This is a genomic window from Streptomyces sp. SAJ15 (assembly GCF_007595705.1).
Lineage (GTDB): Bacteria > Actinomycetota > Actinomycetes > Streptomycetales > Streptomycetaceae > Streptomyces.
Map to the genome: position 1 here is coordinate 247,553 of NZ_NISY01000007.1, position 22,560 is coordinate 270,112.

Annotated in this window: 18 protein-coding genes; 6 read left to right on the forward strand and 12 right to left on the reverse strand. The window is 70.9% G+C overall.

Annotated elements, in window-relative coordinates:
• Positions 1–199 precede the first annotated feature (199 nt).
• A complete protein-coding gene (locus CD790_RS20240; RefSeq protein WP_144384690.1) occupies positions 200–1,465 on the reverse strand; it encodes an NYN domain-containing protein in 1,266 nt (421 codons plus the stop codon).
• 253 nt (positions 1,466–1,718) lie between these two features.
• Here CD790_RS20240 and CD790_RS20245 point away from each other — a divergent pair, with 253 nt between their 5' ends.
• Positions 1,719–1,898, forward strand: coding sequence for a hypothetical protein (locus tag CD790_RS20245; RefSeq protein ID WP_144384691.1), 180 nt, complete (start codon positions 1,719–1,721; stop codon positions 1,896–1,898).
• Positions 1,899–1,987: 89 nt separating this feature from the next.
• Here CD790_RS20245 and dnaE read toward each other — a convergent pair whose 3' ends face one another.
• Complete coding sequence (gene dnaE, locus CD790_RS20250; RefSeq protein ID WP_144384692.1) at positions 1,988–5,533, reverse strand: DNA polymerase III subunit alpha; 3,546 nt, start codon at positions 5,531–5,533, stop codon at positions 1,988–1,990.
• Positions 5,534–5,692: 159 nt separating this feature from the next.
• Here dnaE and CD790_RS20255 point away from each other — a divergent pair, with 159 nt between their 5' ends.
• The 4 genes from CD790_RS20255 to CD790_RS20270 all read left to right on the forward strand — a co-directional run bounded on the left by CD790_RS20255 (position 5,693) and on the right by CD790_RS20270 (position 10,502).
• Positions 5,693–7,036, forward strand: a complete 1,344-nt coding sequence (locus CD790_RS20255; RefSeq protein WP_144384693.1) for a DUF2252 domain-containing protein — start codon at positions 5,693–5,695, stop codon at positions 7,034–7,036.
• Positions 7,037–7,153: 117 nt separating this feature from the next.
• Entirely contained in the window at positions 7,154–7,825 is a 672-nt protein-coding gene (locus tag CD790_RS20260) for a hypothetical protein (RefSeq protein WP_144384694.1), read from the forward strand.
• A gap of 78 nt (positions 7,826–7,903) precedes the next feature.
• The gene (locus CD790_RS20265; protein WP_144384695.1) at positions 7,904–8,740 is read left to right on the forward strand and encodes a thioredoxin domain-containing protein; all 837 of its coding nucleotides are present in this window, start codon (positions 7,904–7,906) and stop codon (positions 8,738–8,740) included.
• Positions 8,741–8,864: 124 nt separating this feature from the next.
• Positions 8,865–10,502 carry an alkaline phosphatase gene (locus CD790_RS20270; protein WP_144384696.1) on the forward strand — a complete coding sequence of 546 codons (1,638 nt, stop codon included), beginning with the start codon at positions 8,865–8,867 and terminating at the stop codon, positions 10,500–10,502.
• A 93-nt stretch (positions 10,503–10,595) separates the two neighbouring features.
• Here the strand turns inward: CD790_RS20270 and CD790_RS20275 are convergent, their stop codons facing one another.
• The 5 genes from CD790_RS20275 to CD790_RS20295 form a co-directional block, all read right to left on the reverse strand.
• The gene (locus tag CD790_RS20275) at positions 10,596–11,186 is read right to left on the reverse strand and encodes a dienelactone hydrolase family protein (protein ID WP_144384697.1); all 591 of its coding nucleotides are present in this window, start codon (positions 11,184–11,186) and stop codon (positions 10,596–10,598) included.
• 189 nt (positions 11,187–11,375) lie between these two features.
• The gene (locus CD790_RS20280; RefSeq protein ID WP_144384819.1) at positions 11,376–11,837 is read right to left on the reverse strand and encodes a GNAT family N-acetyltransferase; all 462 of its coding nucleotides are present in this window, start codon (positions 11,835–11,837) and stop codon (positions 11,376–11,378) included.
• Between the two features lie 44 nt (positions 11,838–11,881).
• A complete protein-coding gene (locus CD790_RS20285; protein ID WP_144384698.1) occupies positions 11,882–12,823 on the reverse strand; it encodes an RluA family pseudouridine synthase in 942 nt (313 codons plus the stop codon).
• 86 nt (positions 12,824–12,909) lie between these two features.
• Positions 12,910–13,500, reverse strand: coding sequence for a signal peptidase II (locus CD790_RS20290; protein WP_144384699.1), 591 nt, complete (start codon positions 13,498–13,500; stop codon positions 12,910–12,912).
• 80 nt (positions 13,501–13,580) lie between these two features.
• A complete protein-coding gene (locus CD790_RS20295; protein ID WP_144384700.1) occupies positions 13,581–14,687 on the reverse strand; it encodes a TraR/DksA C4-type zinc finger protein in 1,107 nt (368 codons plus the stop codon).
• A 545-nt stretch (positions 14,688–15,232) separates the two neighbouring features.
• Here CD790_RS20295 and ileS point away from each other — a divergent pair.
• The gene (ileS, locus tag CD790_RS20300) at positions 15,233–18,376 is read left to right on the forward strand and encodes an isoleucine--tRNA ligase (protein WP_144384701.1); all 3,144 of its coding nucleotides are present in this window, start codon (positions 15,233–15,235) and stop codon (positions 18,374–18,376) included.
• Between the two features lie 339 nt (positions 18,377–18,715).
• Here ileS and CD790_RS20305 read toward each other — a convergent pair whose 3' ends face one another.
• From CD790_RS20305 to pgeF, 5 genes are all read right to left on the reverse strand, one after another.
• Entirely contained in the window at positions 18,716–19,870 is a 1,155-nt protein-coding gene (locus CD790_RS20305; RefSeq protein WP_144384702.1) for a DivIVA domain-containing protein, read from the reverse strand.
• A 49-nt stretch (positions 19,871–19,919) separates the two neighbouring features.
• Positions 19,920–20,216 (reverse strand): YggT family protein, encoded by a 297-nt coding sequence (locus CD790_RS20310; protein ID WP_144384703.1) that lies wholly within the window; start codon positions 20,214–20,216, stop codon positions 19,920–19,922.
• A gap of 74 nt (positions 20,217–20,290) precedes the next feature.
• Positions 20,291–20,902, reverse strand: coding sequence for a cell division protein SepF (locus CD790_RS20315; RefSeq protein ID WP_144384704.1), 612 nt, complete (start codon positions 20,900–20,902; stop codon positions 20,291–20,293).
• A gap of 123 nt (positions 20,903–21,025) precedes the next feature.
• Positions 21,026–21,745: a YggS family pyridoxal phosphate-dependent enzyme gene (locus CD790_RS20320; RefSeq protein WP_144384820.1), complete on the reverse strand. Its 720-nt coding sequence runs from the start codon at positions 21,743–21,745 to the stop codon at positions 21,026–21,028.
• Between the two features lie 31 nt (positions 21,746–21,776).
• Entirely contained in the window at positions 21,777–22,508 is a 732-nt protein-coding gene (gene pgeF, locus CD790_RS20325) for a peptidoglycan editing factor PgeF (RefSeq protein WP_144384705.1), read from the reverse strand.
• Positions 22,509–22,560 lie beyond the last annotated feature (52 nt).

The following is a 22,560-nucleotide window of genomic DNA, read 5'->3' on the forward strand; positions in this document are numbered from 1 at the left end:
CGTCCCGCCACGGGGGCGCGCCACCACGGCTGCGGAGACCGGCGGTGCCGACCGCCCCCGGCGGGAGCCGCGTCGGGCGGCCCCGCCCCGGACGCCGCTCGCGGCCGGACGGGCGCCGCCGGATACGCCGTTCGGGCTTCCCGCGGCGGCGTACGGGGTCGACGCGCCGCGGGCCGCCCTCCAGGGCGGGCGCGTGCCGCTACTCCCCCGCTGGGGCGATCTCACGCCAGAAGCCGGCCCGGATCGCATAGCGGTCGTGCTCGTCGATCTGGTCGTCCTTGTGGGCGAGCAGACCGAACCGGGCCGCGTAGCGGAGCAGCTCGCCGTCGATGCGGTGCGGGATGCGGGGGTACTCGTGGGACAGCTGCTGCCGGTGCTGGGGGTCGGAGAGGCGTTCGATCCAGCGGCGGGCGAAGACCTGGCCGACCTCGAAAGGGTCGCCGCTGACCGCGGTGATGTCCTCCTCCCGGTCGGCCCAGCGCTGTTCCGCGGTGGTGAGCTGGGCCAGCATCGGCAGGCAGGCGGTCTCGGGCGGCTCGCCGAGGCCGGTGCCGCGCTCGATCCAGCCCTTGTCGGAGGACCAGCGGAGGGTGGCGCTGGGCACGGGCTGGCGGTCGGCGGTGCCGGCCGGTCCGCGGCCGAGGCCGGCGAGGTCCTTGGGAGTGGGCACGCCTCGGCCGGCGGTCCCCGCCCCCGCCTCGGCGGTGCTGTCCGCGGGGCGGGAGGCGGCCGCTTCGGTGGCGTCCGTGGCCCGTTCCGCGACGGCGGCGGACCGGCCACCGCCGTTGCGGGAGGCGGGCCGGTCGCCGGGGACGGCACCCGCGGCGGCCGCGCTGGTGGTCTCGGGCAGCGGGGCGGCGAGGATGGCGGCGATCTCGGGCCGGGTGCCGGGGGCGGGGGCGCAGGGCGCGCTGGGCTCCTTGGCGCGGACCGCCTGGGTGATCCAGGCCCGGTCCAGCACCCGTCGCTCGTCGGCCTCGGCGACGAGGTCCTCGGACTGGTTGTAGTCGCCGTCGGCGGCCTGGACGGCCCACAGGTGGACGGCGACGCCGTGCTCCTTGGCGGACATCAGGCCGGGCAGCAGATCGCCGTCGCCGGTGACCAGGACGATGTCGGAGCAGGCGCGGTTACGGGCGAGTTCGGTGAGCTCGGCGTGCATCGCCGCGTCGACGCCCTTCTGTGCCAGCCGGCCGTCGCTGCGGGTCAGGGCGCCCAGCCGGACGGTGACCCGGGGCATGACCCGCAGCCGCCGGTGCTCGGGTTGGGGGACCCGGTCGGGGGCGCCGTCGAACCAGTAGATGCGCAGCAACGGGCGTTCGGTGTCGGCCTCGGCGCGTTCGCGCAGGCCGTGGATGAGGGTCGCGTGATCGACGGAGATGCGGGAGCGGACGGGTTCTCCGGCGAGCAGGCTCGCCGCGGCGCCCAGTAGGTACCCGGCGTCCACCAGGACGACGCAGCGGTCCACGTTCCACCCTCTTTCTGAAGTACGGACGTGTGGTCGCCCCCCGGCACGCCGTGCCCTGCCGCCTTCGGCTCTCTCCGAGTCTGCCCGACCGTACGGGGGTTATCAGTTCGAACTGGATCAACGGCGTGGTGGATACGGCCTACCCCCGACAAGCCCGCTTCTCACTCACGGTAATTGCCCGAAATGCACGATATGCCCCGTCATGACAGGGTGTCTTTCCAGGGGAACGACCCCGACTGGAGGCAGAACAGTCATGGCCAAGAACAAGAACCAGCAGCGCAGGCAGCAGCAGACCCGCAGCGCGGCGCAGCACTCGCCGGAGCACACCACGTCGTCCTCGATGGAGAGCCCCTCGGAGCAGGGGATGCCGCAGCACTCCTCGCCCACCAGCGTGGCCCACAAGGGACGTCAGAAGCGCTTCGGCCACAACTAGGCCACAACGCATTCGCGCCACACAGCGCTTGAGGGGCGCGCCCGTCACCGGGCGCGCCCCTCGCGTACACCTGAGTTCGAAGCGGGGCGCTAAGCCCCCAGGCAGGACGGCCCGAGCAGCACCTTGAGATCGCCGAACAGGGCCGGGTCCGGGGTGACCCGGTGCCGGTCCAGCCGCAGCACCGTGGTCTTCCGGGCGCCCTGCAGCCTGATCCGCACCTCGGTCGAGCCCCGGTGGTGGGAGAGCACCTCACCCAGCTTCTCCACCAGGGGAGGGGTGACCTTCAGCGCCGGAATGGTGATCGTCACCGGGGCGTTGGCCGACGCCTCCGAGAGGTCCGGCACCATCAGCTCCATGGCGACCAGCCGCGGCACGTCCTCCCGCTTGTCCAGTCGGCCCTTCACGAACACCACGGCGTCCTCGACCAACTGGGTGGACACCAGCTGGTAGGTGGCGGGGAAGAACATGCAGTCGATGGAGCCGGCCAGGTCCTCCACCGTGGCGATCGCCCAGGCGTTGCCCTGCTTGGTCATCTTCCGCTGGAGGCCGGAGATGATGCCGCCGATGGTCACGATCGCGCCGTCGGCGTGTTCCCCGCCGGTGAGCTGGGCGATGGCGGCGTCGGTCTTGTCGTTGAGGACGTGCTCCAGACCGAAGAGCGGGTGGTCGGAGACGTAGAGACCGAGCATCTCCCGCTCCTGGGCGAGCAGATAGGTCTTGTCCCACTCGACGTCGGAGAACTCCACGTCCAGACCGAAGCCCGGGCCGTCGTCGGCGCCGTCCTCCCCGCCCATGCCGCCGAAGAGGTCGAACTGGCCCTCGGCCTCCTTGCGCTTCACCGCGACCACGTTGTCGATCATCGGCTCGTAGTGCGCCGTGAGGCCCTTGCGGGTGTGGCCCATCTCGTCGAAGGCGCCGGCCTTGATCAGCGACTCGGTGGTGCGCTTGTTGCAGACCACCGCGTCGACCTTGTCGAGGTAGTCGGGGAAGGAGTTGTACTTCCCCTTCGACTTACGGCAGCGGATGATCGACTCGACGACGTTCTGACCCACGTTGCGGACCGCGGTGAGGCCGAAGAGGATCACGTCGTCGCCCTGCGCGGTGAAGTTCGCCTCGGACTCGTTGACGTTCGGCGGGAGCACCTTGATGCCCATGCGGCGGCACTCGTTGAGGTAGACCGCCGACTTGTCCTTGTCGTCGCGCACCGAGGTGAGCAGCGCCGCCATGTACTCGGCGGGGTAGTTGGCCTTGAGGTACGCGGTCCAGTAGGTGACCAGCCCGTACGCGGAGGAGTGGGCCTTGTTGAACGCGTATCCGGCGAAGGGGACCAGCACGTCCCACACCGCCTGGATGGCCTCGTCCGAGTAGCCGCGCTCGCGGCAGCCCGCCTGGAAGGGGACGAACTCCTTGTCCAGGACCTCCTGCTTCTTCTTGCCCATCGCGCGGCGCAGCAGGTCGGCCTGGCCCAGCGAGTACCCGGCGAGCACCTGGGCGGCCTTCTGCACCTGCTCCTGGTACACGATGAGGCCGTAGGTGATGTCGAGGACCTCCTTGAGGGGCTCCTCCAGCTCCGGGTGGATCGGGGTGATCTCCTGCTGCCCGTTCTTCCGCAGCGCGTAGTTGATGTGCGAGTTCATGCCCATCGGGCCCGGCCGGTAGAGGGCCGAGACGGCGGAGATGTCCTCGAAGTTGTCGGGCTTCATCATGCGCAGCAGGGCGCGCATGGGGCCGCCGTCGAACTGGAAGACGCCCAGGGTGTCACCGCGGCACAGCAGCTCATAGGTGGTGGGGTCGTCCAGCGGCAGCTCCAGCAGCTGGAGGTCGACGCCCTTGTTGGCCTTCACCATCTTGACGGCGTCGTCCATGATCGTGAGGTTGCGCAGGCCCAGGAAGTCCATCTTCAGCAGGCCCAGCGACTCACAGGTCGGGTAGTCCCACTGGGTGACGACGGCCCCGTCGTTCTTCGGGGAGAACACCGGCGCGTGGTCCACGAGCGGCTCGCTGGACATGATCACGCCGGCGGCGTGCACGCCCATCTGCCGGACCAGTCCCTCGATGCCGCGCGCGGTGTCGATGACCTTCTTGACGTCCGGCTCGTTCTCGTACATCCCGCGGACCTCGGCGGCCTCGCTGTAGCGCGGGTGCTTCTCGTCGAGGATGCCGGAGAGCGGGATGCCCTTGCCGAGGACGTCGGCGGGCATCGCCTTGGTGATCCGGTCGCCCATCGCGTACGGGTAGCCGAGCACCCGCGCGGAGTCCTTGATCGCGTTCTTGGCCTTGATGGTGCCGTAGGTGCCGATCTGGGCGACCTTGTCGGCGCCGTACTTCTCGGTCACATACCGGATGACCTCACCGCGCCGACGCTCGTCGAAGTCGATGTCGACATCGGGCATGGAGACGCGCTCGGGGTTGAGGAACCGCTCGAAGATCAGTCCGTGCTCGACCGGGTCGAGGTCGGTGATGCCCATGGCGTACGAGACGATCGAGCCGGCCGCGGAGCCACGGCCAGGGCCCACCGCGATGCCGTTGTTCTTGGCCCACATGATGAAGTCGGCGACGACGAGGAAGTACCCCGGGAACCCCATCTGGATGATGACGTCCATCTCGTACTCGGCCAGCTTCTGCCGGTCCTCCGGGACCCCGCCCGGGTACCGGCGGGCCATGCCGCGGTTGACCTCCTCGCGGAACCAGGTGACCTCGGTGTACCCCTCCGGCACGTCGAAGCGCGGCATCAGGTCGCGCTTCTCGAACCAGCCGGTGGTGTCGACCTGCTCGGCGACGAGCAGGGTGTTGGCGCACCCCTCCTGCCAGGCGTCGGAGGAGTCGACGGCGTACATCTCCTCGGTCGACTTCAGGTAGTAGCCGGTGCCGTCGAACCGGAAGCGGTCGGGGTCGGAGAGGTTCTTGCCGGTCTGCACGCACAGCAGGGCGTCGTGGGCGCCGGCCTCGCTGGCGTAGGTGTAGTGCGAGTCGTTGGTGACCAGCGGCGGGATGCCGAGCTTCTTGCCGATCTCCAGCAGCCCGTCGCGGACCCGGCGCTCGATCTCGATGCCGTGGTCCATCAGCTCCAGGAAGTACCGGCCCTTGCCGAAGATGTCCTGGTAGTCCGAGGCCGCCTTGAGCGCCTCGTCGAACTGGTCCAGCCGGAGCCGGGTCTGCACCTCTCCGGAGGGACAGCCGGTGGAGGCGATCAGCCCCTCCGACCACTGGGAGATCGTCTCCTTGTCCATCCGGGGCCACTTCTGGAGGAAGCCCTCCATATAGGCGTCGGAGGAGAGCCGGAAGAGGTTGTGCAGACCGGTCTTGTTCGCCGCCCAGATGGTCTTGTGGGTGTAACCACCCGAACCCGAGACGTCATCGCGCTTCTGGTGCGGCTTGCCCCACTGGACCTTCCGCTTGTAGCGCCGGGACTCGGGCGCCACATACGCCTCGATGCCGATGATCGGCGTCACCCCGGCCGAGGTGGCCTGCTGGAAGAAGTCGTACGCCCCGTGCAGGTTGCCGTGGTCCGTGATCGCGATATGGGTCATGCCCATGTCGTTGCAGGCCGTGAACATGTCCTTGAGCCGCGCCGCACCGTCCAGCAGCGAGTACTGGGTGTGCACGTGCAGGTGCGTGAACGGCTGCTTGGCCACGACGGAAGACCTCCGGCGAACGCTCGATGACGGGTGGAAGAGACAGCTTTGAAGAGTACCCCTCCGCACCGACAGCCTCCGGGCACTCAGGAGTAGCCTCAGCCGTTGTCAGCGATGGAACACCTGTCTTACGCGTCAGCACCCAGGAGGCACCCGGCGATGTCGGATCAGCACGTCCCCGTGACGGACGTCGAACAGCGGGGGGAGCGGATCCTCTCCGTCTTCGCCACCGCCTTCGGTGAGCTGCTCGCCGCCGACCCGGCGGCCTTCCGGGTGAAGTTCCGCAAGATGGCGGCCTCCGCCTTCGCCTTCTACCGGGGCACCGCGTGCCTCTTCTACAGCGACCTGGAGGGCGAGCGCGACCGCGGCCCCTACCTGGACGAGCGCACCAGCCGGGTGTGGATCCACGGCGATCTGCACGCCGAGAACTTCGGCACCTACATGGACGCCAACGGCCGGCTGGTCTTCAACGTGAACGACTTCGACGAGGCGTACGTCGGCCCCTTCACCTGGGACCTCAAGCGCTTCGCCGGCTCCGTGGCGCTCATCGGCTACGCCAAGGCGCTCAGCGACAAGCAGATCACCACCCTGGTGGAGACCTACGCCGCCGCCTACCGGGAGCGCGTCCGCGCCCTGGCCTCCGGGATCCAGGAGGGCCTCGACGGGGAGCAGCCGCCCTTCACCCTGGACACCGCCGAGGGCCCGCTGCTGACCGCGCTGCGCGCCGCGCGCTCCCGCACCCGCTTCGGGCTGCTGGAGTCGATGACCGAGATCCGGGACCACGAGCGGCGCTTCTCGGCCGGCGGCGGCTCCATCGAGCTGGACGCGGCCACCCGCTACAAGGTCCTGGCCGCCTTCGACGGCTATCTGGAGACCCTCCCCGACTCCAGCCTGACCCGTCCCGACTCCTACCGGGTCAAGGACGTCGTCGGCCGCCGCGGCATCGGCATCGGCAGCGCCGGGCTGCCCTCGTACAACATCCTTCTCGAGGGCAACAGCGACGCCCTGGAGAACGATGTGGTGATCTACATGAAGCAGGGGCAGACCCCGGCGGTCTCCCGGCACATCACCGACCCGCGGGTGCGCTCCTACTTCCAGCACGAGGGCCACCGCACGGTGATCTCGCAGCGCGCCCTCCAGGCGCACGCCGACCCGTGGCTGGGCTGGACCGAGCTGGACGGCGCCGGGCAGCTGGTCGCCGAGGTGTCGCCGTACGCGGTGGACCTGGACTGGTCCGACCTGGACGACCCGGCCGAGATCGCCGCGGTCGTCGCGGACCTGGGGCGGGCGACGGCCACCATGCACGCGGCCGCCGACGACCAGAGCGGCCACTCCCTGGTGCCGTACTCCACCGAGCGCGCCATCGACGCGGTCATCGCCGCCGACGAGGAGGGCTTCGCCGCGATGCTGGTGGACTTCGCGCACTCCTACGGCGCGCGGGCCCGGGCCGACCACCAGATCTTCGTCGACCTGTTCCGCAACGGCCGGATCCCGGGGCTCTGACGCTCGACCGGGACGGGGGGGGGAACCGGGCGCGGGCCGGTCTCGACCGCTTCGCGCCCCGCGCGGTCGCGCGGTCTTGACGCGCGACCTACACACGGCATGGCACACTACGCGCCGATGGACATCTCAGCGACTCACCTGCGGGCGGCACGCGCAGCGCTCTTCACGGCGCTGTGCGTGACGCTGTCCGCCGCGTCGCACGTCCTGCTGTCCGGTGTGCCCATCCCGGTCACGGTCGTCGGCGCGCTCAGCGCCACGGTCTTCGCCATCGCCTACGCGCTCGCCGGCCGCGAGCGCGGCTTCTGGCAGATCGCCGCGCTCCTGGTGCCGCTGGAGCTGGCCGCCGACACGGCCTTCACCAGCGGGCAGCACGCCTGTTACGGGCCCACCGGAGGCCCGGTGACCGGGCCGCTGCGCGTCGTCGGGGTGGACTTCGTCTGCGCCGGCGGCGGTGTCGGCAGCCCGCTCACCCATCTGTCCGGCGGCGCCCCGATCAACGGCGTCGGCGTCTCACCCTGGCTGCTGCTGGCGGCGCACATCGCCGTCGGCCTGACCGCCGCGGCCTGGCTCCGACGCGGCGAGGCCGCCCTCGGCCAACTGCTCCGCGCGATCGCCACCTTCACCTTCCGACCGCTCCTCATGGCGGTGGCCGCGGTAGCCGCGGCCACCGCCACCGAGCGCCCGCCCGTACGCCCGGTCCACCGCGACCGTACGGCCCCCGCGCTTCCCCTCCTGGTGCACTCCGTCGTGCGTCGCGGGCCACCCCGGTGCCCGGCCCCGGCCGTCTGAGCACCCGCTCCGGCCGCGGACACCGCCATCACCCAGCATTCTCACGCACACGTGACATCCGACGGAGAAGAAACGATCATGAGTAACCGGAACAGCCACGCCAACAAGCAGGCGGCTCGCGAGCGGATGCGCGCCGAGCGGGAGCGCCAGGCCAAGAAGGACAAGGTCCGTCGCCAGTTGACGGTGGCCGGCGCGATCGTCGTCGTCCTCGCGGTGGCCGGCGGCATCGGCGTCGCCGTGTCGAACATGAACAAGAAGAGCAGCACCGACAGCGCCTGGGACAAGGCCAAGACCGCCAAGTTCGTCAAGCCCGCGAACACCACGGGCAAGAACGGCGACATCGTCATCGGGAACAAGGACGCCAAGGAGACCCTGGAGGTCTACGAGGACCCGCGCTGCCCGGCCTGCGCGGGCTTCGAGCAGTCCGCCGGCGAGCAGATGCTCAAGGACGTCAAGGACGGCCGCTACAAGGTGCGGTACGTCCTGTTCAACTTCATCGACTCGCCCGACATGGCCGGCGGCGTCGGCTCCAAGAACGCCGTCAGCGCGCTGGGCGCCGCCCTGAACGTCAGCCCCGAGGCGTTCATCGAGTACAAGAAGGCGCTCTTCTCCAAGGAGAACCACCCCTCCGAGCGGGATGACGCCTTCTCGGAAGACGACCGGCTGATCGAGATCGCGCAGCAGGTGAAGGCGCTCAAGAAGAACAAGGCGTTCGACAAGGACGTGCGGAACGGCACCTACGACCGGTGGGCGCTGGAGATGGGCAAGCTCTTCGGCAAGAACGGCGTCCGGGGCACCCCGACCTTCCGGCACAACGGCAAGATCCTGGAGTCCAGCGACCAGCAGAGCGGCGGGGCGATCCTGGACCTGCCGTCGTTCGTCGAGGTGACCGACAAGGAGTTCCCCAAGAAGTAACCGCCTGAAAGCGGGTCACATCCGGCGGCCGTCGGCGTCCGTCGGTTAACGGGCGGGCGAACTCTTGGAGTTCGCCCGCCCGAACTCTGTTCTCTTTCCTTACTTGCCAGTAAGGTCAGCGGCCGTGAACCCCCCTGACCCCATATCGCGCCGCTCCGCGGTCACGGCCGTCGCCGCCACCGCCGCCCTGCTCCCGCTCGCCGCCGGCGCCGGCACCGCGCACGCCGAGGGCTCCGGCCCCGCCTTCCTGCACGGCGTCGCCTCCGGCGACCCGCTGCCGGACGGAATCCTGCTGTGGACCCGGATCACCCCCGAGCCGGGGGCTCAGCCCGGCTCGGGGATCGGAGTCGACACCGAGGTCTCCTGGGAAGTGGCCGAGGACCAGGCGTTCCGCACCGTCGTCGCGCACGGCACCGTGACCGCGACCGCCGCCGCCGACCACACCGTGAAGGCCGATGTCCGGGGCCTGCGGCCGGCGAGCGCCTACTACTTCCGGTTCGCCGCGGGCGGGGTGACCTCCCCGGTGGGACGCACCCGCACCGCCCCCGCCCATGGTGCGGCCGCGAGCTCCGTCCGGTTCGGCGTGGTCTCCTGCGCCAACTGGGAGGCCGGCTACTTCTCCGCGTACCGCCACCTCGCCGCGCGCCGCGACCTGGACGCCGTACTCCACCTCGGCGACTACATCTACGAGTACCGGACGGGCGAGTACCCGGAGCAGAAGTACACCGTCCGCCGCCACTCCCCCACCCACGAGATCACCACCCTCGCCGACTACCGCACCCGGCACGGCCACTACAAGACCGACGCCGACCTCCAGGCGCTGCACGGCACCCACCCGGTCATCGCCATCTGGGACGACCACGAGTTCGCCAACGACGCCTGGTCGGGCGGCGCGGAGAACCACACGTCGGGTGTCGAGGGCGGCTGGGCGGAGCGGGTGGCCGCCGCCAAGCAGGCGTACTTCGAGTGGATGCCGGTGCGGCCGTCCGTGGCGGGCACCACCTACCGGCGGCTGCGCTTCGGCACCCTCGCCGATCTGCACCTGCTCGACCTGCGCTCGTTCCGCTCGCAGCAGGCGTCCCCCGGCAGCGGCAAGGTCGACGACCCGGAGCGCACCCTCACCGGCCGGGCTCAACTGGACTGGCTGAAGAGCGGGCTGGCCGCCTCGGACGCCGCCTGGAAGCTGGTCGGCACCTCGGTGATGATCTCGCCGGTCGCCTTCGGCTCGGTGCCGGCCGCGGTGCTGGAGCCGCTGGCCGAGCTCCTCGGGCTGCCCAAGGAGGGCCTGACGATCAACGTCGACCAGTGGGACGGCTACACCGACGACCGGCGTGAGCTGCTGGCCCACCTCACCGACCGCGGCATCGACAACACCGTCTTCCTCACCGGCGACATCCACATGGCATGGGCCAACGACGTGCCGGTGAAGGCCGCCACCTACCCGCTGTCCCGGTCGGCCGCCACGGAGTTCGTGGTCACCTCGGTGACCTCGGAGAACATCGACGACCTGCTGCACGTGCTGCCGCACACCCTGTCGCTGGTCGCCGCGACGGCGATCAAGGCGGCCAACCGCCATGTGAAGTGGGTCGACATGGACTCGCACGGCTACGGCGTGCTCGACGTCACCGCCGAGCGGACCCAGATGGACTACTACACGCTGTCCGACAGGACCGACCCCGGCGCCACGGCCTCCTGGGCGCGCTCGTACCGCACCCGCTCGGGCACCCAGCGGGTGGAGCGGGTGGACCGGCCGGTCCGCTGAACGCGGAGCGGGGCGGCTCCGGTGCCCGTGGCCGCCCCCGCCGGCGCTCGTGCCCGGCCGGCGTAGCCGCCGGCTGAGGTCGGCTGTGGCCGGCTACAGCTCCGCGAGGAAGCCGAGCGCCACCCTCCAGGTGGCCTCGGCGGCCTCCGGGTCGAAGTCGGCCAGGTCCGGGTCGGTGTAGAGGTGACCGGCCCCCGGGTAGCGGTAGATCTCCACCTCGGCGCCGGCCCGCTGCATCCGCAGATACCAGGCGTTCAGCCAGTCGTGCGGCTCGAACGGGTCCGGGTCGGCGACGTGCAGCTGCACCGGCAGCCCGTCGGTCGCCGCGTCCTCCGCCAGGTCCGAGGTGCCGTGCAGCAGCAACAGGCCGCGGGCCTTGTCGTCGGCGAGGGCGAGGTTCTGGGCGATCGAGCCGCCGAGGGAGAAGCCCGCGTAGACCACGCCGCGGTCGGAGAGCGGCGCGGCGGCGGCCACGGCCCGGCGCAGCAGCTCCTCCTTGCCGATCCTGTCCTTGATCTCCATGCCCTCCTCGACGGACTCGACCGTCCGCACGGGCTGGTCGCTGTAGAGGTCGGGCACGTGGACCTCGTGCCCGGCGGCGCGCAGCCGGTCGGCGGCGGCGTGCACGGCGGGCCGCAGGCCGAAGGCCGAGTGCAGGAGGAGAATCGTCGAAGAGGGCGCCACGGCTGCCACTTCCCTGGTCGAGAGCTGTTCGATGGAGTGCGGGGTTGGTACGCGTCGGTTACGCGGCCGCGCGAAAGATCGCGGCCACTCCCATCGTGCCAGCCGGCACCGACGGCGAGCCGCCCGTGCCGCCGGCCGCGGGGACGCGCCGTGCCGGGTGACGACGCGCGGAGGGTCAGACGGCGGGGGTCACAGCGCCCGGCGCATCGCCCGGTGCGGGATGCCGGCGTCCCGGAACTCGGGGCCGTACGCGGTGTAGCCGAGCCGCTCGTAGAAGCCCACGGCCTGGGTCTGGGCCTCCAGATAGACACCGGAGAGACCGAGCCGGCGCGCCTCGGCCTCGACGGCGCGCACCAGGGCCGCCCCCAGGCCGGTGCCGCGCGCGGCGCGGCCGACCGCGAGACGGCCGAGGGCGGCGGTGGTCCCGCCGTCGATGCCGGTGTGCCCGTACTTCCGGTCCGCCGCCGCGCCGTACAGGAAGCGGACGGTGCCCGCCGGACGTCCGTCGGGCCCGGTGGCCAGCAGATGGACGGCCTCGGTGTCGTAGGCGTCCATCTCCAGCTCTTCGGGGACCCGCTGCTCGACGACGAAGACCTCCCGGCGCACCGCGTGGCAGCCGGTCAGGTCGCCGTCGTCGACGCGCCGGATCACCTGGCCCGGGCGGAGTCCGCCGCCCGCCGCGTCCGCGGCTGCGGTCACGAGCTCTCCGCTCGCACGGTGTCCAGCGCGCCCTGGAGGTCGTCGGGGTAGGCGCTCTCGAACTCGACCCAGCCGCGGTCGTCCGGGTGCTCGAAGCCGAGCCGCACCGCGTGCAGCCACTGCCGGCTCACCCGGAGCCGCTTGGCGAGGGTGGGGTCGGCCCCGTAGGTGAGGTCGCCGACGCAGGGGTGGCGGTGGGCGGACATGTGCACCCGGATCTGGTGGGTGCGGCCGGTCTCCAGCTTGATGTCGAGCAGGCTGGCGGCGCGGAACGCCTCGATGAGGTCGTAGTGGGTGACGCTGGGCTTGCCCTCGGCCGTCACCGCCCACTTGTAGTCGTGCGTGGGGTGGCGGCCGATGGGGGCGTCGATGGTGCCGCTGAGCGGGTCCGGGTGGCCCTGCACCAGCGCGTGGTAGCGCTTGTCGACCGTGCGCTCCCGGAACTGCTGCTTGAGCAGGGTGTAGGCGCGCTCGGACTTGGCGACGACCATCAGCCCCGAGGTGCCGACGTCGAGGCGGTGCACGATGCCCTGGCGCTCGGCGGCGCCGGAGGTGGAGATGCGGTAGCCGGCCGCGGCCAGGCCGCCGATCACGGTCGGGCCGGACCAGCCGGGGCTCGGGTGCGCGGCGACGCCGACCGGCTTGACGATCACGACGATGTCGTCGTCGTCGTGCACGATCTCCATGCCCTCGACGGGCTCGGCGACGATCCGCACCGCCGGCGCGGCCTGCGGCATCTCGACTTCGAGCCAGGCGCCGCCGGAGACCCGGTCGGACTTCCCGGCCAGGCTGCCGTCGAGCTGGACCTTGCCCGCCGCGGCGAGCTCTGCGGCCTTGGTTCGGGAAAACCCGAACATACGGGCGATGGCGGCGTCGACGCGCTCACCTTCGAGGCCGTCGGGCACGGGCAGGGTGCGGATCTCGGGAATCGTGCTCACCCGTCGAGTATGCCGGACCGCGCCCGGCACCTCGTACATCAGTCCTCGCCGCCCGCGCTCCCGGACCCCCGGAGAACGGCCCGTCCTCAGTCCTTGTGCACCGTTCCGTCCGGATCCAGCCCACGGAAGGACAGGATCACGATCAGGAAGCCGCCACAGACGATCGCCGAGTCGGCCAGGTTGAAGACCGCGAAGTGCGCGGGCGCGATGAAGTCCACCACCGCGCCCTGGAGACCGCCGGGGGTGCGGAGGACGCGGTCGGTGAGGTTGCCGAAGGCGCCGCCCAGCAGCAGGCCGAGGGCGATCGCCCACGGCACGCTGTAGAGCTTGCGGGCGAGCCGCGCGATGACGACGATCACACTCGCCGCGATCACGGTGAAGACGATGGTCATCGCCTCGCCGAAGCCGAAGGCGGCGCCGCGGTTGCGGACCACCTCGAACTGCAGCCAGTCCCCGATCACCTCGACCGGCGCGTGGTGCTCGAGATTCGCCACCACGAACACCTTGCTCACCAGGTCGAGGAGGTAGGCGAAGGCGGCCACGCCAAGCAGCACGCCGATGCGCCGACCGCCCCGGCCCGGGGTGCCGCTCGTGGCGTCACCGACCGGCCGGGCCTCGTCGCCCTTCTCAGCCCTCTCGGGGTTCGGCGTACCGATGGCCTGCTCCGCCTCTGTCACGTGAGTCCCTCAACGTCTGCGTCCGGCGCCAAGGCGCCCACCTGGCTGAGGACGAGAGTACGGCACGTCCGTACGAACGGTCAGCGCCGCTCCTGTCGCTGCTTGCACTCCACACACAGCGTGGCACGGGGAAACGCCTGCATCCGCGCCTTGCCGATCGGGCTTCCGCAGTTCTCGCACAGTCCGTACGTCCCGGCGTCCAGCCGCTCCAGGGCGCGCTCGGTCTGGAGCAGCATCTCGCGGGCGTTGCTGGCCAGGGCCAGCTCGTGCTCTCGCGTGATGTTCTTGGTGCCGGTGTCGGCCTGGTCGTCGCCCGCGCCGTCGCCGGAGTCCCGCATCAGCCCGGTGATCGCCTCCTCGGAGGCGAGGATCTCGGTGCGCAACCGGTGCGCCTCGTCCATCAGCTCGGTGCGGGCCTCCGCGACCTCGGCCGGCGACCAGGGCTCTTCACCAGGACGTACGGCCAGCTCGCCGGGGGCGGCGGTGCGCGCCTTGGGGACGGCGGTCGCCGTCGCGGTGGCCTTCTGACCGGCCGACGCCTCACCCGGAGTCTTCTTGGCAGCCATGGTCTCGGCTCCTGTCTTCTTCGCGGGCACCGCCTTCGTGGCCGGTGCGGCCTTCTGGGCTGTGGTCTGGGCTGTGCTCTTGCGCGCGGCCGGCTTCCGGGCCGTCGCGCGGGACGCCGCGGCCCTGGTGCCGGCGCCGTTCCCCGCCGTGGCCTTGGTCGCGGCCTTGGCGGCGCTCTTCCTGCCCGTGGACTTGGCGGCCGCCTGGGCGGTCGCGGTGGCCTTCTCGCCGCCGGTGGCCTTCTCGCCGCCGGTGGCGTTCTTGCCGCTGGTGGCGTTCTTGCCGGTGGCAGCCTTCCGCGCGGAGGGGGAGGGCCCGGCCTTGGCGGCGGTCGCGTTCTTCGTCGCGGTCGCCTTCTTGGTCGCGGTCGCGTTCTTCGTCGCGGTCGCCTTCTTGGTCGCGGTCGCGTTCTTCGTCGCGGTCGCGGCTCCTGACTTCGCCGTCGCCTTCTTGGCGGTCTTCCTGGTCGCCGTCTGCTTCGCCGCCCTCTTGGCCGTCTGCTGCGCGGTCTTCTTCGCGGGGGCCTTGGCAGGGGTGCCGGCCGCCGCCGTGGCCGATGTGGTCCTGGCGGCCTTCTTCGCCGCCGTGGTCTTCGTGACGGCGGTCTTCCTAGCCACCATGGCCGCGGCCCCTTCACATATTGTGATCTTGCACGCGAATCGTGCCGGAACGATAAATCGACTCCGGTCACGCGGCAACGGGGCACGCCGCCCGATTCGCCCGGCTTGCCCGCAGGAGAAGCCGGTCTTCACCGTTGTGCCCCTCTCTCCGCCCGGTAATCCGCAGTACCCGGCGCATCGTCCGGCGACCCGGTCCCCGTGGCACCCCGTACCCCGGTCGGCGCAGCCGGTAATCCAGTCGGCCACCGCGTGGTGGGACCCGTACACTGAACGCAGCGAAAGGCGTGGAAGGGGACGAGTAGCGCCGTACGCAGCCATGAGCGACCCGGGGACGGTGCGAGCCCGGGGGCGAGCGCGACGTGAAGCATCACCCCTGAGCTGCCGGAAGAAAGCCCGCGGAGGCGAGTAGAACCGGCGTCGCTGCCCCTAATGAGGGGACCGGGAGCCGTGCGGCTCACGGTCAAGGAGGGTGGTACCGCGGGAGCGCCAAGGCTCTCGTCCCTCCGACGGAACCGAAGCGACGTGTCCGCCGGAGGAAGACCTCGATGAGTCCACAGCCGCAGTACCGCCAGGTGCCAGCCCAGGTAGACCTGCCCGCCCTGGAGCACGCCGTGCTCGACTTCTGGCGCGAGAGCAAGATCTTCAACCGCAGCCTGGAGCAGTCCGAGGGCCGGCCCGAGTGGGTCTTCTACGAGGGCCCGCCGACCGCCAATGGCATGCCCGGCGCCCACCACATCGAGGCCCGCGTCTTCAAGGACGTCTTCCCGCGCTTCCGCACCATGCAGGGCTACCACGTCGGCCGCAAGGCCGGCTGGGACTGCCACGGTCTGCCGGTCGAGCTCGCCGTCGAGAAGGAGCTGGGCTTCAGCGGCAAGCAGGACATCGAGGCGTACGGCATCGCCGCCTTCAACGCCAGGTGCCGCGAGTCGGTGACCCGGCACACCGACGCGTTCGCCGAGCTCACGACCCGTATGGGCTACTGGGTCGACCTGGACGACGCCTACCGCACGATGAACCCCGAGTACATCGAGTCGGTGTGGTGGTCGCTGAAGGAGATCTTCAACAAGGGGCTGCTGGTCCAGGACCACCGGGTCGCCCCCTGGTGCCCGCGCTGCGGCACCGGCCTGTCCGACCACGAGCTGGCCCAGGGCTACGAGACGGTCGTCGACCCCTCGGTCTTCGTGCGCTTCCCGCTGACCTCCGGCCCGCTGGCCGGCGAGGCGGACCTGCTGGTGTGGACGACCACGCCGTGGACGCTGGTCTCCAACACCGCGGTGGCCGCGCACCCGGACGTCACCTATGTGGTGGCCACCGACGGCGAGCGGAAGCTGGTCGTCGCCCAGCCGCTGCTGGAGAAGGCCCTCGGCGAGGGCTGGGAGGCCACCGGGCAGACCTTCACCGGTCGCGAGATGGAGCGCTGGACCTACCAGCGCCCGTTCTCCCTGGTGGAGATCGAGGACGCCCACTTCGTCGTCAACGCCGACTACGTGACCACCGAGGACGGCACCGGCCTCGTCCACCAGGCGCCCGCCTTCGGTGAGGACGACCTCAAGACCTGCCGCGCCTACGGGCTGCCGGTGGTCAACCCGGTCCGCCCGGACGGCACCTTCGCGGAGGACGTCGAGCTGGTCGGCGGCCAGTTCTTCAAGAAGGCCGACGAGGCCCTCACCGCCGATCTCAAGGCCCGCGGGCTGCTCTTCCGGCACGTGCCCTACGAGCACAGCTACCCGCACTGCTGGCGCTGCCACACGGCGCTGCTCTACTACGCCCAGCCGTCCTGGTACATCCGCACCACCGCGGTCAAGGACAAGCTGCTCCGGGAGAACGAGAAGACCAACTGGTTCCCGGAGTCGGTCAAGCACGGCCGGTTCGGCGACTGGCTGAACAACAACATCGACTGGGCGCTGTCGCGCAACCGCTACTGGGGCACCCCGCTGCCCATCTGGCGCTGCGCGGAGTCCCACCTGACCTGCGTCGGCTCGCTGGCTGAGCTGTCCGAGCTGACCGGCACCGACCAGTCCGGGCTGGACCCGCACCGCCCGTTCATCGACGACGTCACCTTCACCTGCACCGCCGAGGGCTGCTCCCTGGAGGCGGTCCGCGTCCCGGAGGTCATCGACGCCTGGTACGACTCGGGCTCGATGCCGTTCGCGCAGTGGGGCTACCCGTACCGCAACAAGGAGCTCTTCGAGAAGCGCTATCCGGCGCAGTTCATCTCCGAGGCGATCGACCAGACCCGTGGCTGGTTCTACACCCTGATGGCCGTCGGCACCCTGGTCTTCGACAAGTCCTCTTACGAGAACGTGGTCTGCCTGGGCCACATCCTCGCCGAGGACGGCCGGAAGATGTCCAAGCACCTGGGCAACATCCTCCAGCCGATCCCGCTCATGGACCAGCACGGCGCGGACGCCGTCCGCTGGTTCATGGCGGCCGGTGGCTCCCCGTGGGCGGCGCGCCGCGTCGGCCACGGCACCATCCAGGAGGTCGTCCGCAAGACCCTCCTCACCTACTGGAACACCGTCGCCTTCCAGGCGCTCTACGCCCGGACCGCCGGCTGGGCGCCGAGCGCCGCCGACCCGACGCCGGCCGAGCGGCCGCTGCTGGACCGCTGGCTGCTCAGCGAGCTGCACGCGCTGACCGACCAGGTCACGCAGGCCATGGAGGCGTACGACACGCAGCGCGCCGGCAAGCTGCTGTCGGCCTTCGTCGACGATCTGTCCAACTGGTACGTGCGCCGCTCGCGGCGCCGCTTCTGGCAGGGAGACGCGGCCGCGCTGCGCACCCTGCACGAGGTCGTGGAGACCGTCACCCGGCTGATGGCCCCGCTGGTCCCGTTCATCACCGAGCGGGTCTGGCAGGACCTGGTGGCCCCGGTGACCCCGGACGCCCCGGAGTCGGTGCACCTGTCCACCTGGCCGGTGGCGGACCTGGAGGCCATCGACCCGGAGCTGTCCCGGCAGATGGTGCTGGTCCGGCGGCTGGTCGAGCTGGGCCGCGCCACCCGCGCGGAGTCCGGCGTCAAGACCCGTCAGCCGCTGTCCCGGGCGCTGGTCGCCGCGGCGGGCTTCGAGGCGCTCTCGCCCGAGCTGCACACCCAGATCACCGAGGAGCTCAACGTCTCCTCGCTGGCGTCCCTGAGCGAGGTCGGCGGCTCCCTGGTCGACACCACCGCCAAGGCCAACTTCCGCGCCCTGGGCCGCCGCTTCGGCAAGGGCGTGCAGGACGTGGCCAAGGCCATCGCCGGGGCCGACGCCGCCGCGCTGTCCCTGGCGCTGCGGGACGGCACGGCATCCGTGGTGGTCGGCGACGAGACGGTCGAGCTCTCCCCCGACGAGGTCATCATCACCGAGACCCCGCGCGAGGGCTGGTCCGTCGCCTCCGACGCGGGCGCCACGGTCGCGCTCGACCTGGAGATCACCGAGGAGCTGCGGCGCGCGGGTGTCGCCCGTGACGCGATCCGGCTGATCCAGGAGGCGCGCAAGACCAGCGGGTTGGACGTCGCCGACCGGATCGCGCTGCGCTGGCAGGCCACGGACGAGGAGACCTCGACCGCCCTGGGCGAGCACACGGGTCTGATCGCGGACGAGGTCCTGGCGACCGACTTCGCGAGCGGTGCGGCCGACGACTCGTACGGCCAGGAGTTCAGCGACGACTCCCTGGGCCTGACCTTCCGCCTCCGCAAGGCGTGACCGCTGCCGCGAGGCGCTCCCCCGAGGGCCCGGCCGGATTTCCTCCGGCCGGGCCCTCGGGCGTTCCCCTGGCCGGGCCCCGGGCATTCCCCTGGCCGCGGGCCTCCCGGCCGACCCTCGGGTCCCCGACGGCCCTCCGCACGGCGGTGGAAGCAGCCCGCCGCAACGGCGCGCGACCACAACGCCGCGACCCGGCGGTGCCCGACGACGCGCGGTGTCGCGGTCCGGACGAGGAGCCCAACGGCGGCCGCCCAGGGCGCGCACAACGGGCCGGGGCCCCTGGGATCACTCCCAGGGGCCCCGGCCCGTAAAGACCCGCTGCGGTTCAGCGCCCGGCGACTAGTTGTCGTCCTCGTCGATGAGGAAGCCACGCATCGGGCTCGGCGCCTGCTGCATCGGCTGCGGGCTCTGCGGCCGCACCGGTGCCATCGGCTGGGTCATCGCCGGGGACATCTGCTGCTGACCACCGTAGGACGGGGCGCCGCCCATCGGCTGGTTGCCGCCCATGGACTGGTTGCCGCCCATGGTGTGGCCGCCCATCGGGCTGGCGCCGGCGGAGGCCATCGACGGGGACGGCGGCAGCGAGGCGGTCGCCGGGGTGCGCGGCGGGGCCAGCGAGTCGTCGGCCTGGTTCTCCAGCTGACGCAGCTGGCTCTCCAGGTACGACTTCAGTCGCGTGCGGTACTCGCGCTCGAAGCCGCGCAGGTCCTCGACCTTGCGCTCCAGCGTGGCGCGAGCGGACTCCAGGGAGCCCATCGCGACGCGGTGCTTCTCCTGGGCGTCCCGCTCCAGGGCGTCCGCCTTGGCGCGGGCGTCGCGCTCCAGGCCCTCGGCACGGCTGCGCGCCTCGCCGACGATCTTGTTGGCCTCGGAACGGGCCTCCGCGATCGCCTGGTCGGCGGTCTGCTGCGCCAGGGAGAGCACGCGCGCGGCGCTGTCACCGCCCGGGCCCTGGCCCGGCTGCGGCAGCTGCGGGCCGGGGCCGCCCATCGGGCCCTGCTGACCCATGGGACCCTGCTGGCCCATCGGGCCCTGCTGACCCATCGGACCCTGCTGACCCATCGGGCCGGGGCCCATCGGGCCGCCCATGGGGCCACCCATGGGACCGGGGCCGCCCATCGGACCCTGCTGACCCATCGGACCGGGACCACCGGTGCCGGCGGGAAGCTGGGGGGCACCACCCGGCAGTTGGGGCGGGCCGCCCATCTGCTGCTGGGGCGGCACCGGCTGCGGTCCGGATATGGCGGCGGGCACCGGAGCGCCGGGGCGATCCTGCTGCTCCGGCGGTTTACGCATACCCTGCTGCTGGTTCTGCGCGGCGGCCCGGGTCGCCGCGGCCAGCTTGGCCCGCAGGTCCTCGTTCTCGCGCAGCAGTCGGGTCAGCTCGGCCTCGACCTCGTCGAGGAACGCATCGACCTCGTCCTCGTCATAGCCTTCTCGGAGGCGGACGGTCGTGAACTGCTTGTTCCGCACGTCCTCGGGGGTCAACGGCATCTCTACTTCACCTCAACGTAGTCGTCGGCAATCGGCAAGACCGTCTCGTTCACACGCTGCTCGCAAGGTTGCTCACGACGGTGATCAGAATCCAGACGATGATCATCAGTACGAAGAAGGACAGGTCGAGCGCCACGCCCCCGAGACGCAGCGGCGGGATGAACCGCCGCAGAAGCTTCAGTGGCGGATCGGTGACAGTGTAGGCGGCCTCCAGAACGACCACCATCGCCTTGCCGGGTTGCCACGAGCGGGCGAACTGGAAGACGTAGTCCATCACCAGTCGGAAGATCAGCACGATCAGGAAGCAATACAGCGCGATGTAGATCACCTGCAGTGCGATGTCCATCCCGCGCTTCCCTCTCCCCTTGCTCGTACGCGGCCTGACGGCCGTCTGTGACTCGGTGCCACCGGTGCTGCGTCTCAGCTTTGGTTGAAGAACCCGCCCTCTGCGATACGGGCCTTGTCCTCCGCCGTGACATCGACGTTAGCAGGAGACAACAGGAACACCTTCTGGGTCACCCGCTCAATACTCCCGTGGAGGCCGAAGACCAGACCGGCCGCAAAGTCGACAAGTCGCTTCGCGTCGGTGTCGTCCATCTCCGTCAGATTCATGATCACAGGAGTGCCCTCGCGGAAGTGTTCCCCGATGGTACGGGCTTCGTTGTAGGTCCGGGGGTGAAGTGTGGTGATGCGGTACGGCTCCCGCTCGGACACAACCTTGGGCATGATCACCGGTGCGTTCTTCTCCAGGTTCTGACGTTCAGGTGTGATGGACGCCACGGGTGCGATTCGGGCGGGTCGTCCGCTTTCCGCTACGAGCGGAGCCGGCTCACGCTGCGCGGGAGGATGGACGACTCGTACCGATTCGTCCCGCTCCGGGCGCCGTTCGGGCGCGGTCTCGTGCCGTCGGCGGTCCCGCTCGGGCTCCGGTTCGGGCTCGAAGTCGTCGTCGGGGTCGAAGCCCCGGCCGTCGTACCCATCGTCCTCCACGAGGCCGAGGTAGACCGCCATCTTGCGCATCGCGCCGGCCATGCTCTGCGTCCTCCGCTCTGTGGTGGATCGGCTCCGCCACCGGATGCCGTGGATCCACGCGGCCTGCCCGTCTTTTGACGGTAATGACCATATTTTCTGCTGTGGTCCGACTTCTTGGCGACGTTACCCGAGCCCGGGTCGGACTCCGAGCACCGCCGTGCCGACGCGCACATGTGTCGCCCCCGCGGCCACCGCTTCCTCGAGGTCCGCGCTCATCCCTGCCGAGACCATGTTCGCAGCAGGATGAGTCACGCGCAGGCTGGATGAGATTTCCAACAGTCGATCGAACGCCGCCCGGGGGCGTCCCGCGTACTCCCCGGCCAGGGGAGCGACCGTCATCAGTCCGGCCAGCCGCAACCCTTGGGCCTCGGCGATCACCTCGGCCAGCTCCGGCACGCCGTCGGGGGCGACGCCGCCGCGCCCCGAGCGCTCGCCCGACTCGGCGTCAAACGCCACCTGGATCAGGCAACCCAGCTCGCGCCCGGCTCGGACCGCCGCCGTGGACAGCGCCTCAACCAGTCGCTTCCGGTCGACGGACTGCACCACATCGGCATAACTCGCCACCGAACGAACCTTGTTTGTCTGCAATTGCCCGACGAAGTGCCAATTAAGGGATAGATCGGCGCACTCGGCGGCCTTGCCCGCCGCCTCCTGGTCCCGGTTCTCCGCCACCTGTCGGACGCCCAACTCCGCGAGCAGTCGGACATCGCTCGCCGGGTAGGTCTTGGTGACCACGATCATGGTCACCTCGTCGCGACCGCGGCCGGCCGCGGCGCAGGCGGCAGAGATACGTTCCTCCACCCGCGCCAGGTTCGCGGCGAGTTCGGCCTTGCGGCCCGCCAGGTCGGTCACGCCCGTCAGATCCGTCACAGTTTCAGCCGTCCAACCAGACATAGCTGGCGAGCCGCCCGGTGGTGCGCTCGCGTCGGTAGGAGAAGTGGTCCGCCGACTCCAGCGTGCAGATGTGAGATTGTCCACCGATTTCAATGCCAAGTCGGGCAAGTTGGGCGTGCACTCCCGCGGTGACGTCCACCGCCGGGGTCCCCCAGCTGGTCTCGGACCATGCCTCCGGAACGACCTCGGCCACCGCGGCGCGCATCGCCTCGGGGACCTCGTAGCAGCGTCCGCAGACCGCGGGTCCGGTGTGCGCCACGATCCGCGCGGGATCGGCACCCAGCTCCAGCATCGCCGCCACGACCGCCGGCACCACCCCGGCCACCAGCCCCGGCCGTCCGGAGTGCGCCGCTCCGGCGACGCCCGCCTCCGGGTCGGCCAGCAACACCGGGGTGCAGTCGGCGGTGAGCACGGCGAGCGCCAATCCCCGACGCGCCGTCACCACGGCGTCCACGGCGGGCACCGGCTCGGTGCCCCAGGGACCGTCCACGACGGCGACGTCCCGACCGTGCACCTGGTTCATCCAGACCACCGACGCCGGGTCGAGGCCGAGCTCCGCGGCGGCCCGCTCGCGGTTGGCCCGTACGGCGGCGGGGTCGTCGCCGACCGCCCCGCCCAGGTTGAGCGCCTCATACGGAGCGGCGCTCACCCCACCCCACCGGTCGGTGAAGGCGAAGTGCGCGCCGCTCGCTTCGTGCTGTTGCCCTATCACGTCACGCTGTCACTATCACGATGTCGCTCTGTCGTCCCCGTCGGATCCGCGG